Annotated in this window: 9 protein-coding genes, 1 pseudogene and 1 riboswitch; of the genes and pseudogenes, 9 read left to right on the forward strand and 1 reads right to left on the reverse strand. The window is 71.2% G+C overall.

Annotation, left to right across the window (positions count from 1 at the left end; genetic code table 11):
- Window positions 1–179: 179 nt before the first annotated feature.
- Complete coding sequence (locus V5A19_RS02250; protein WP_332317684.1) at window positions 180–458, reverse strand: hypothetical protein; 279 nt, start codon at window positions 456–458, stop codon at window positions 180–182.
- 161 nt (window positions 459–619) lie between these two features.
- A riboswitch (cobalamin riboswitch) is annotated at window positions 620–886 on the forward strand.
- A gap of 114 nt (window positions 887–1,000) precedes the next feature.
- Here V5A19_RS02250 and V5A19_RS02255 point away from each other — a divergent pair.
- The 9 genes and pseudogenes from V5A19_RS02255 to V5A19_RS14285 form a co-directional block, all read left to right on the forward strand.
- The gene (locus V5A19_RS02255; protein WP_332327678.1) at window positions 1,001–5,464 is read left to right on the forward strand and encodes a cobaltochelatase subunit CobN; all 4,464 of its coding nucleotides are present in this window, start codon (window positions 1,001–1,003) and stop codon (window positions 5,462–5,464) included.
- A complete protein-coding gene (locus V5A19_RS02260; RefSeq protein ID WP_332319814.1) occupies window positions 5,457–5,909 on the forward strand; it encodes a MotA/TolQ/ExbB proton channel family protein in 453 nt (150 codons plus the stop codon). Before V5A19_RS02255 ends, V5A19_RS02260 begins: the two co-directional genes overlap by 8 nt.
- Window positions 5,896–6,204, forward strand: coding sequence for a DUF2149 domain-containing protein (locus V5A19_RS02265; protein WP_332319813.1), 309 nt, complete (start codon window positions 5,896–5,898; stop codon window positions 6,202–6,204). The genes V5A19_RS02260 and V5A19_RS02265 overlap by 14 nt, the downstream gene beginning before the upstream one ends.
- Window positions 6,205–6,259: 55 nt before the next feature.
- Window positions 6,260–6,865, forward strand: a complete 606-nt coding sequence (gene cobO / locus V5A19_RS02270) for a cob(I)yrinic acid a,c-diamide adenosyltransferase (RefSeq protein ID WP_332327679.1) — start codon at window positions 6,260–6,262, stop codon at window positions 6,863–6,865.
- Window positions 6,862–8,154, forward strand: a complete 1,293-nt coding sequence (locus tag V5A19_RS02275; RefSeq protein WP_332327680.1) for a cobyrinate a,c-diamide synthase — start codon at window positions 6,862–6,864, stop codon at window positions 8,152–8,154. The genes cobO and V5A19_RS02275 overlap by 4 nt, the downstream gene beginning before the upstream one ends.
- Before the next feature lie 17 nt (window positions 8,155–8,171).
- Window positions 8,172–8,987, forward strand: a complete 816-nt coding sequence (gene cobA, locus V5A19_RS02280) for a uroporphyrinogen-III C-methyltransferase (RefSeq protein ID WP_443081496.1) — start codon at window positions 8,172–8,174, stop codon at window positions 8,985–8,987.
- Between the two features lie 22 nt (window positions 8,988–9,009).
- A complete protein-coding gene (locus V5A19_RS02285) occupies window positions 9,010–10,119 on the forward strand; it encodes a cobalt-precorrin-5B (C(1))-methyltransferase (RefSeq protein ID WP_443081423.1) in 1,110 nt (369 codons plus the stop codon).
- The gene (locus tag V5A19_RS02290; protein WP_332318361.1) at window positions 10,116–11,051 is read left to right on the forward strand and encodes an ABC transporter ATP-binding protein; all 936 of its coding nucleotides are present in this window, start codon (window positions 10,116–10,118) and stop codon (window positions 11,049–11,051) included. Before V5A19_RS02285 ends, V5A19_RS02290 begins: the two co-directional genes overlap by 4 nt.
- Before the next feature lie 32 nt (window positions 11,052–11,083).
- A pseudogene (locus tag V5A19_RS14285) lies at window positions 11,084–11,207 on the forward strand (ABC transporter permease); the annotation flags it as partial.

Here is an 11,207-nt window from a genome sequence, read left to right on the forward strand (position 1 = left end):
CGACTAAGGGATGCCCGCAGGGCAGGGTTGTGCGCCTTCGGCGCCCCCGCGAAGCCCTTTAGGCCGGCGTAACTGAGCCGCGGTCCCCGGAGCGGTTTGCCTTCGGCCCCGGGCGACCACTCGGACAAAACTTCTGTTCCCCTTAGTAACCACCAAAGGGATCAGACTTCCTTGGCCGCTTACCCGATCTGCTCGCGCAGGGTGTCGGCGCGGGTGCGCACCTTCTGAACCAGGTTGTCGGTGATCTTCTCGGCCTCCTGGAAGACCTGCCGGGCCTGCTGCTGGGCTTCGTCGCCCTCCAGCTTGGAGGCGGCCTGCTGCGCCTGCTCCCGGATGGCGCCCAGGAAGTTGTCCGCCTGCTGTTTGGGCATCTGTGCCAGCCAGCTCGCCATCATCATCTCCAGGGCGAATTCGTGGGCCGAGATCATGCCGTAGGCCTTGATGAGATCCTCATCCATGGGGGTAGCCTCCAGAGGGGAAATGGGGCGCGGGATGCTAACACGGCCCCTCCGATGTTCCGGTTTTGCGCTCAAGCTGGCTTTTAGGGCCCCTCCCTCGCCGTTGACCCCTCCCCCCAAGCCCCTTAACCTGTTTAGCTTTCCGGTAGTTCCTGCCGGGAAGGCCCTTTCTCCCCCCAGGTGCCCCGTGCCCAACGGCCGGGGTGAAACGGGAAGTCCGGACGGCCCGCGGGCCGAACCGGCGCTGCCCCCGCAACGGTAAGCGAGTGTGGGGCGGTCTTTGGCCACTGTCCCGCCCCTGGATCACTACCTGTCGGTGCCGATTGGCGGCATCGCGAGGGATCCAGGAGCGGGATGGGAAGGCGACCGCCCGGCGGCCCCGCCGCCAGCTCGTCAGCCCGGAGACCGGCCTGGAGCGGTTTGACCCACGGCGTCGCGGGGCGCGACGTGCGGGGGCCGGCCCTTAGGCCCGCTTGCCCGCCACTGTATCCCCCGCGCTGCCCGGAATCGCCCGACCCTGGAACCGGTGCAGCGGAGCTTCCATGACTGTCCCTAATGCGGCGCGGCGCGCCGCCCCCAATACGATCCTGCTGTTATCCCTGGTCCTGGCCCTGCTCTGGCCCGCCGCCTCCGTCCAGGCGGCCAAGCTGGTGGGCGTGATTTCCGAGCGCTCGGCGGCCGTTGCCGCCGGCGGGGCCCACCGCTATCTGGCCGATAATCCCGACCACCAGGTGGTGCTGCGCACGCCTGCCCAGCTGAGCGATCTCTCGGACGACCGGGTCGCTAAGCTGTGGGCCGATGCCGACGCCGTGCTCATGGCCGGGGTGTTCGGCGATGCCGCCTCCCGCCTGGAGCGCCTGCTGCGCCAATCCCCGCCGCCGGAGGGCGCGCCGGTGCTGGTGGTCAGCAGCACCCGCTCGCTGGTGCGGCAATCGCGCTTCGATGGCGGGCGGCCCCTGGCCGATCTCGGCGGTGATGCCGAGGCGGTGATCGGGGCGGACCCCGGGGCCGATGCGGATCCGCTGGCCTTCATGAAGGACCTGGCCGCCAAGCACCCGGAGCAGGCCCAATGGCTGCGGGGCCGGGCCTACTGGCGCGGTCGCGGTGCCGACAACGCGGCCAACCTCATGGCCTGGCTGCTGAGCCAGGGGGGCGTCGATGTGGCCGCGGGACCACCGCAGCCGGCGGCGCCCCTGCGCTACTACTGCGACGGCGAGGTGGTGGCCGCCGATGAGCTGGACCTGCCCGAGGGCGAGCCGGCGGTGGCGGTGCTGGCCTACGACGACGGCGACCAGGCGGGCAAGCGGCGCCTGGTGGACGGGCTTTGCTCCGAGGTTAGGTCGCAGGGGCCGGCTTGCTTCGCGGTGCTGGCGCGCTGGGGCACGGCCAGCCGCCAGGCCGTGCAGCGTCTGGGGGAAGTCAGCAAACCGGCGGATCTGGGCGCGGTGATCAGCCTGCAGGATTTCGTGGTGGGCGGCGGCGAGGGCCGCGAGGCGGTAACCGAGGCCCTGGAGGACCTGGACGTGCCCGTGCTCAAGGGCATCCGCCTCACCGACCGTACCCGTGGCGAGTGGCGGATGTCCGCCGACGGGCTGCCCCAGGATTCCATCCACTACCGGGTGGGCATGCCGGAGCTGCAGGGGGTGAGCCAGCCGCTGGTGGTGGCGGCGGCGGAGCCGGCCCACACCGATCCGGAGACGGGGCTGCGCTTTGCCACCACCCGCCCGGTGGCGCGGGAGGTGACCGCCATCGCCGAGCGCGCCGCCAACTGGATCGCCCTCCGAAGCACACCGAACAGCGACAAGCGCGTCGGCATCCTCTACTACAACCATCCCCCGGGCCGGCACAACATCGGTGCCGACAACCTGGATGTGCCGCGCTCGCTCATGCGCATCCTGCGCAACCTTAAAGAGGCTGGCTATCGCACCGGCGAGCTGCCCGAATCCCCCGAGGCCCTGCTGGAGCGGCTGCAGGAGCGCGGTGTAAACCTGCCCGAGAACCGTGCCGAGCTGAAGCGCCTGCACGGCAAGGTGCCCACTCTGTCGGCGGATGCCTACCGGGAATGGTTCGCCACCCTGCCGAAGGCCATCCGCGCCGAGATGGCCGATGGCCCGCTGGGCTACCTGCACGAAACCCTGCACGAGGCGGAGGCCGCCGGCCGGATGGACCTGGGCCGGGACCTGCTGGAGCGCATGCACGGCGATCTGCGCCACCTGGTGGAGGGGGCCGACCATCCCTCGGCCGGTCGGGCCCGGGACCTGCTGGACCAGCTGCGCGCCGAGTACGAGGCCCTGCTCGCCGAGGAGGCCGACGCCAGCTGGGATAAGGCGAAGAAGCTGGTGAACGGCTTGCGCGATACCGGCATCGAGGGCCTGCACGGCTGGGGCGAGGCCCCGGGCCGGGTCATGGTCGACGACGGCGACATGCTGCTGCCGGGCCTGCGTTTCGGCAATGTCTGGATCGGGCCGCAGCCGCCGCGCGGCTGGGAGGTGAATGAGGAGCTGCTGCACGCCAATCTGGCCGTGCCGCCGCCGCACCAGTACCTGGGCTACTACCACTGGCTCAAGGCGGACTTCGGCGCCGACGCCCTGGTCCACCTGGGCCGGCACTCCACCTACGAGTTCCTCCCGCGGCGCCGGGTGGGGCTCACCGACACCGACTACCCGCGGCTCATCGCCGGCGATCTCCCCGGGATCTATCCCTACATCGTGGACGGCGTGGGCGAGGGCCTGCAGGCCAAGCGCCGCGGCCTGACGGTGATGGTGGACCACCTGACGCCGCCGCTGTCCACCACGCCGCTGTACGACCAGCTCCTGGAGCTGCGCGGTCTGGTGGAGAGCTTCGAGTCGGCCGAGGGCCAGGGCAATACCCCCGCCCGCGAGCGGGCCCTGGACCGCATCCGCGACAAGATCGCCGAGCTGGACATGGCCTCGGAGCTGGAGTCGGAGCTGCGCGCCGAGCGGGGCAATCCCGAGCTCAGCCTGGACGAGGTGGGCGGGGACCTCCTGGTGCATGAGGTGGGCCACCACCTCACCGAGATGCAGGAGGAGTTCATGCCCCGGGGCCTGCATATCTTCGGCGGCGAGTGGAGCGCCGAGGAGCAGCAGATGATGCTGGAGTCCATGGCCGGTGACGGTGCCATCAAGGACCGCTGGCGCCAGGCCCTGGCTGCCTCACCCGGCCGCGAGATGGCCGGGCTGATGGCCGGACTGGATGGCCGGTTCATAGAGCCCGGGAAGGGCAACGACCCCATCCGCACCCCCGAGGTGCTGCCCACCGGCCGCAACTTCTTCGGACTCAACGGCAACCTGCTGCCCAGTCGGGTGGGCTGGGAGATGGGGGCCCGCATGGCCGCCGACGCCCGCAACGAGGACAGCGAAGGCCCGCCCGAGGGCAGCGAGGCGGTGGTGCTGTGGGCCTCGGACACCGTGCGCGACGAGGGCGCCATGGTCGCCTTCGGCATGGACATGCTGGGCATCAAACCGGGTTGGAACAGCCGCGGCATCGTCGAGGGCATCGAGCGCCAACCCCTGGAGGACGGCCGCTACCGCCGCGATGTGGTGTTCACCACTTCGGGCCTGTTCCGCGACCTCTACGGCCAGCTCAACGGCTGGCTGGACAAGGCCGTGCGCCTGGCCCTGGACGGCGCCAGCCAGACCATCCGGGAGAAGCATCCTGAGCTGACCCCGGCGCTGGAGGCGGCCCTGAAGCCCCTGGGCGAGCTGCGCAACGCCGGCACGGAGTCCCTGGAGCGCAACCTCGTGGCCGCCCACTGGGTAGCCGACGCCCGGCGGGCCGTAGACAATGGTGCCAAACCGGCGGAAGCCGGCAAGGACGCCATCTACCGCGTCTACGGCGACGCCCCCGGCAGCTACGGCGCCGGTGTCAACCGCATGGCCGAGCGCTCCGGCTCCTGGAAGGAGCGCGGTCAGATCGCGGACGCCTACATGCACCGCATGGGCCACGTCTATGGCGCCGACGCCGGCGGCGGCTCCGCCCACGACGGCCTGAAGCGCAATCTGGGCCGGGTGGAGCGCACCTACCTGGGGCGCGCCTCCAACCTCTACGGCCTGCTGGACAACAACGACGCCTTCGACTACCTGGGCGGGCTGTCCATGGCCGTGGAGAAGGTTGCCGGCAGCGCCCCCGATAACCGCATCATTGATCACTCCGACCCCGACGACCCGCAGATGCAGCCCCTGCAAAGCGCCCTGCTGCAGGAGCTGCGCGGCCGCTACCTCAACCCCGCCTGGCTCAAGGGGCAGATGGACCACGGCTACAGCGGCGCCCGCACCATGGGCTCCAAGTTCATGGAGTACCTGTGGGGCTGGCAGGTCACCAACCCGGCGGTGATCGAGGACTGGGTATGGCAGGAGGTGAAGTCGGTCTACATCGACGACAAGCACGACCTGCAGCTCGACGAATTCCTGGCCGAGGGGAACCGGGCCCACGTGCGAACCAACATGCTTGCCATCATGAACGTGGCCATCCAGAAAGAGTTCTGGGACGCCTCCAAAGCGACCCAGCAGGAGCTGGCCAAGAAGCTGGCGGAGGCGGTGGTGGCGAACGGCCTGCCAGGCTCCGGCCACACCCGGCCCAAGCACCCGGTGTTCGACCACGTCAAAGCCCAGATCGGGGACAAGCTGGCGAAAGCCCTTGACCAGAAGCTGCAGGCGGCCGGCGGCAAGCAGCCGCAGGGGCAGGAGTCGGCGGTGCGCTCGGTGACCGAGGTCAAACAGGCCCCGGAAGCCGCTTCGGCCCATTCGAAAGATGTAGGAGCGGCGGCCACCGCCGCGACCGAGCAGCCCGCCAAGCCGAACAAGGCCGAGTCCTCGAAAAAACCTGAGGCGAAACAGAAAAAGCCGCAGGAAAAAGCCCGCCAATCGGACCAGCCCGCCCGGGGAAACCGCTGGCCCTGGTTCGTCTGGGCCATGGGCGGCCTGGCCGGGCTGGTGCTGATCGCCGGCTTCGCCAACGGCCTACGCAGCGGAGGCAACTATGTTTGAAGGCGTCCTGGTGCAGTGGATCCACGCCGGGGTGAGCTGGCTGCTGGAGCCCGTGCTCGCCGCCCTGGCCGCCCTGGTGGCCCTGGCCGTGTGGGAGGTGGGTCAGACCCTGGGCGAGGGCCTGGGCGGCATCCGCCGCCTGCGCCTCTCGGGCGACGGTCAGGCGGCGGGCCGGCTGGGTCGGCGCCGGATCGAGCGGGCCGATCTCATCGCCCGGGTGGGGCCCATGCTCGGCCTCATGGGCACCCTCATCCCACTGGGTCCCGGGCTGGCCGCCATGGGCCGGGGCGAGCTTCAGACCCTGGCCCAGGCGGTGACGGTGGCCTTCGACACCACCGTCATGGGCCTTCTGGTGGGCATCATCGGCTTCGTCCTCGGCCGCGTGCGCCGGCGCTGGTACGATTCGCTGCTCGATGCCATGGAGGCCGGCGATGGCCGGGCGTGACTGGAGTCGGGGGCGCTTCGACGAAGCCGATGCCGAGCCCATGGGCCCCATGGCCAACCTGGTGGACATCATGCTGGTCTTCGCCGTGGGCCTCATCGCCGCCCTGGCCGCCAGCCAGGGCGGCCAGCAGTCGCCCCTGGAAGACCTGTCGCGGCAGGAGGTGACCAAGGGCAAGGAACTGCCCGAGGTGCCCGAGGGGGTGGGCGGTGCCGGCTCCGGCTACGAGCCCATGGGTGAGGTGTACCGGGATCCGGAGTCCGGCAAGCTGATCATGATCGAGGGCGGCGACGACTAGAAAGAGGCTGCATCGCCGTCCGTCGTTTTTTCCTCCGACCACAAGGACCCCATCGATGAGCGAGGGGCAGAGCGACGACCGCTACAGCGAGCGCATGCAGAAGAAGAAGGCGATCATGGACGCCCGCATCCGCGACGCCAGCGACGAGCGCGGCGTCATCATCGTCAACACGGGCACCGGCAAGGGCAAGAGCAGCGCCGGCTTCGGCATGGTGGCGCGGGCCCTGGGCCACGGCCAGAAGGCGGGCGTGGTCCAGTTCATCAAGGGTAAGTTCGCCACCGGCGAGGAGGCCTTCTTCCGCCAGTTTGATAAGGTCACCTACCACGTCATGGGCGAGGGCTACACCTGGGAGACTCAGGACCGCAGCCGCGACGTGGAGATGGCCGGGGCCGCCTGGGAGCAGGCCCGGGCACTGCTAGGCGACGACTCGGTGGACCTGGTGCTGCTCGACGAGCTCAACATCGCCCTGAAGAAGGAATTTTTGGACCTGCCCACGGTTCTGGAGGATCTGGCCAACCGCCCGCCCGGGCAGCATGTCGTCATCACCGGCCGCGGCGCGCCGCAGGACCTCATGGAGGTGGCGGACACGGTCACCGACATGGGCAAGAACAAGCATGCCTTCGATGCCGGCGTTAAGGCCCAGCAGGGGGTGGAACTGTGAGCGCTACCTGTCCGGCGGTGTTTATCGCCGCTCCGGCCTCGGGGCAGGGCAAGACCACCGTTAGCGCAGCCGTGGCCCGCTATCACCGGGACCAGGGCCTGGATGTGCGGGTGTTCAAGATGGGCCCGGACTTCCTGGATCCCATGATCCTCGAGCAGGCCTGCGGCCACCCGGTGGACCCGCTCCACCTGTGGATGGTGGGCGCCGACGAGTGCCGCGCCATGCTGCATGGGGCCGCCGAGAAGGCCGATCTGATCCTGGTGGAGGGCTCCATGGGGCTGTTCGACGGCGACCCCTCCGGCGCCGATCTGGCCGAGCGCTTCGGCCTGCCGGTGCTGGGTCTGATCGACGCCAGCGGCATGGCCCAGACCTTCGCCGCCGTGGCCAACGGTCTGGCCTCCTGGCGCCCCGGGCTGCCCTTCGCCGGGGTCATCGCCAATCGCGTGGGCAGCGCCGGGCACGGCCGCATGCTGGGGGCGGCCCTGCCGGAGGGCATCCGCTACTTCGGCGCCCTGCCGCGCAACGAGGCGGTTGGCCTGCCCGACCGCCACCTGGGCCTGGTCCAGGCCGAGGAGATCGACGATCTGGAGCAGCGTCTGGCGGCGGCCGCCGAGGCCGTCGGCGAGGCGGGAGTGACCGGCCTACCCGAGCCCGTGGCCTTCGACGCGGGTGAGCTGCCGGAACCGGAGAAGGAACTGGCCGGGGTGCGGGTGGCGATCGCCCGCGACGCCGCCTTCGCCTTCCTCTATCCCGGCAACCTGCGGCTGTTGGCGGCCATGGGGGCCGAGCCGGTGTTCTTCTCGCCCCTGGCTGGCGATCGCCTCCCCGAGGCGGAGGCGGTGTGGCTGCCGGGCGGCTATCCCGAGCTGCACCTGGACGCCCTCGCCGCCAATGAGGCTCTGAAGGCCGATCTGGCCGCCCATCACGACGCCGGCCGGCCCATCCTGGCCGAGTGCGGCGGCTTCCTCTATCTGCTGGAGGACCTGGCCGATGTCGCCGGCCACAGCGCCTCTATGGCCGGGCTACTGCCGGGGCGGGCGCAGCTGGCGGAGCGGGTGCAGGGCATCGGCCTGCAGGCCGCGCCCCTGCCGGAGGGCGAGATCCGGGGCCACACCTTCCATCACAGCCGCGCCGAGGTGGCTCTTGAGCCCATCGCCCACGGCATCCGCGCCCGGGATCGCGGCAGCGCCGCGGAGGCCGTCTACCGCCGCGGGCGGCTAACCGCCACCTACCTTCACGCCTGGTTCCCGTCCAACCCCGAAGCGGTGGCGGAGCTGTTCCGGCCATGAGCCCACCCGGGGCGTCCATGGGGTCGATCCCTTCCCGCTTCGCCCGCGAGGATCCGGCAGCGCGTGCCGGCCGGGTGGACCTGGTGGGGGCCGGCCCCGGCGATCCGGGCCTACTCACCCTGGACGCCGCCATGGCCCTGGAGCGGGCGGAGGTGCTGCTCCACGATCGGCTGATTCCGGAATCCATCCTGGCCATGGCCAATCCGGAGGCCGAGCGGGTCTACGTGGGCAAGGCCCGGGCCAACCACCACTACCGCCAGGCCGACCTCAACGGCCTGATGGTGGCCCGGGCCCGGGACGGGCGCTATGTGGTGCGACTCAAGGGCGGCGATCCCTTCGTCTTCGGCCGCGGCGGCGAGGAGGCCGAGGCCCTGGTCGCCGAGGGCGTCCCGGTGCGGGTCATTCCCGGCGTCACCGCCGCCGGGGGCTGCGCCGCCTACGCCGGCATCCCGCTCACCCACCGCGACCATGCCTACCGCTGCCAGTTCGTCACCGCCCACCGCCGCGGCGGCGGCACCGAGCTGGACTGGGCGGCCCTGGTGCAGCCGCAGCAGACCCTGGTGGTCTACATGGGCCTGAACGGCCTGGACCGGGTGTGCGCCGAAATGGTGACAGCCGGGGCACCGGCGACCATGCCTGGTGCCCTGGTGGAGCAGGGCACCCTGGATGCCCAGCGGGTAATCACCGGCACCCTGGCCGATCTCCCCGAGCGGGTTTCGGACTCGGCGATCCAGTCGCCGGCCCTGCTCATCGTCGGCGAGGTGGTCCGCCTGCACGAAACCATCGCGCCGGAGCGGGACGGCTCCGACGCCGAGAGGGTCCGGGATGGCTGAGGAGACGCCCCAAGCTGGCACCATGCGCCCGGAGAGCCGCGAAGGCGGCGGTCCCCTGCGCACCGGCCTGACCACCGGGGCCTGCGCCACGGCGGGCGCCGTGTCGGCGGCGCGTCGGGCCCTGGGCGCTCCGCCAACGGACTCGGTTCCCCTGACCCTGCCGCGAGGCGAGGCGGTGACCTTGCCCCTCCACGACCGACAGGCCTGGGACCAGGGGGCGGAGGCGGGCGTGATCAAGGACGCCGGCGATGATCCCGACGCCACCCACGGCGCCCGAGTCTGGGTCCGGGTGGTGCCCGTGGCGGCGGCAGGGGTGGCCTTCCACGCCGGGGACGGCGTGGGCACGGTGACGCGCACCGGGCTGCCGGTGCCCCCGGGCGAGCCGGCCATCAATCCGGTGCCGCGGCGGATGATCGCCGACCATTTGACGGCGGTGGCGGCGGAGCTGGGCCATACCGGCGGCTTCGAGGTCACGGTGGGCGTGGACGGCGGCGAGCGCATCGCCGCCCGCACCATGAACCCGCGGCTGGGGATCGAGGGCGGCATCTCCATCCTGGGCACTACCGGGATCGTCCGGCCCTTCTCCTGCAGCGCCTACATCGCCTCCATCCACCAGGCCATCGACGTGGCCCGGGCCAACGGCCTGGAGCAGGTGGCCTGCTGCACCGGGGGCACCAGCGAGGCGGCGGCACGGGCCCGCTACGGCCTGGACGACATGGCCCTCATCGAGATGGGCGACCTGTTCGGCGCCGCCCTCAAGTACCTGAGCAAGCACCCCGTAACAGGCGTGGCCCTGGTGGCGGGCTTCGGCAAGCTTTCCAAGTTCGCCCGGGGCCATCTGGACACCCACAGCCGCCAGTGCGCCATCGATATGCCTGGCCTCGCCGCCGAAGCGCGGGGGCTGGGAGCTACCGAGGCCACCGCCGACCGGATCGAGGCCGCCAACACCAGCCTGGAGGCCCTGGCGAACGCGCAGGAGGCCGGTTTGTCCTTGGCCGACCGCGTCTGCGCCCGGGCCTGGGATCAGGCGGAGCGCCTGCTGCCCGCCCATACCGATCTGGCGGTCTGCGCGGTGGATCGTCAGGGCGAGGTCGCGGCGCAGGCGGCCGGGGTTACGGGGGCCTGGCCGTGAGCCATCCCGCCATCACCCTGGAAGGCGTTGCCAAGCGCTATGCCGGCGGCCGGGTGGGCCTGGACGGCGTCGACCTGGGCGTGGCCGACGGCAGCTTTTTCGGGCTCCTTGGCCCCAACGGCGCCGGCAAGACCACCGTAATCGGCCTGCTCACCTCCCTGGTGCGCCCGGACGCGGGCCGGGTCCGGGTTTTCGGCCACGACCTGGACGGCGAGGCGGTTGCGGCCAAGGCGTGCCTGGGCGTGGTGCCCCAGGAGGTGAACTTCAACAGCTTCGAGCCAGTGGCCGAGATCGTCGAGACCCAGGCCGCCTACTACGGCCTGTCGCCCCGCCGGGCCCGGCAGCGGGCCGGCGAGGTGCTGGCCCAGGTGGGCCTGGCCGACCGCCGCCACCAGACGGCCTGGGGGCTGTCCGGGGGGCTCAAGCGCCGCCTCATGATCGCCCGCGCCCTGGTGCACCAGCCCCGGTTGCTGCTCCTCGACGAGCCCACCGCCGGGGTGGACCTGGAGGCCCGCCACGCCACCTGGGACCTGATGCGGCAGCTCAACGGCAGCGGGGTCACCATCCTGCTGACCACCCATTACCTGGAGGAGGCCGAAGCCCTGTGTGATGAGCTGGCCATCCTGGACCAGGGCCGCATCCTGGCCGGCGGCGGTACCGCGGCCATGCTGCACGGCCTGCGCCATCAGACCCTGGTGCTGGAGCTGGCGGCACCGGTGGCGGCGGTCCCCGACCTGGCGCCGGCCATTGTTCATTGCCCGGACGCCTGGACCCTGGAGGTGGAGATCCCCGAGACGGATAGCGTCAATGCCCTCTTCGCCCGCCTTTCCCGGGCCGGTCTGCAGGTGGCGGCCCTGCGCAACAAGCAGAACCGGCTGGAGTCACTGTTCCTCCAGCTGGTGGGCCGGGGCGGCCGGGAGGCGGCGCTGTGAGGGCGGTGCGCTACTGGTACGCCTACCGGGGGCTGGTGGTGAAGCAGACCCGGCGCTTTCTGCGCGCCTGGGTCCAGAATCTGCTGCCGTCGGTGGTCACTGCGGCGCTGTTCCTGGTCATCTTCGGCCACCTGGTGGGCCGCGAGCTGGAGGGCA

It is taken from the genome of Thiohalorhabdus sp., from assembly GCF_036628635.1.
GTDB lineage: Bacteria > Pseudomonadota > Gammaproteobacteria > Thiohalorhabdales > Thiohalorhabdaceae > Thiohalorhabdus.

Bases quoted from the DNA above. Each gene is read 5' to 3' on its own strand.
- V5A19_RS02250 (WP_332317684.1), bottom strand. From the start codon at position 458: ATGGATGAGGATCTCATCAAGGCCTACGGCATGATCTCGGCCCACGAA.
- V5A19_RS02255 (WP_332327678.1), top strand. From the start codon at position 1,001: ATGACTGTCCCTAATGCGGCGCGGCGCGCCGCCCCCAATACGATCCTG.
- V5A19_RS02260 (WP_332319814.1), top strand. From the start codon at position 5,457: ATGTTTGAAGGCGTCCTGGTGCAGTGGATCCACGCCGGGGTGAGCTGG.
- V5A19_RS02265 (WP_332319813.1), top strand. From the start codon at position 5,896: ATGGCCGGGCGTGACTGGAGTCGGGGGCGCTTCGACGAAGCCGATGCC.
- cobO (WP_332327679.1), top strand. From the start codon at position 6,260: ATGAGCGAGGGGCAGAGCGACGACCGCTACAGCGAGCGCATGCAGAAG.
- cobA (WP_443081496.1), top strand. From the start codon at position 8,172: ATGGGGTCGATCCCTTCCCGCTTCGCCCGCGAGGATCCGGCAGCGCGT.
- V5A19_RS02285 (WP_443081423.1), top strand. From the start codon at position 9,010: ATGCGCCCGGAGAGCCGCGAAGGCGGCGGTCCCCTGCGCACCGGCCTG.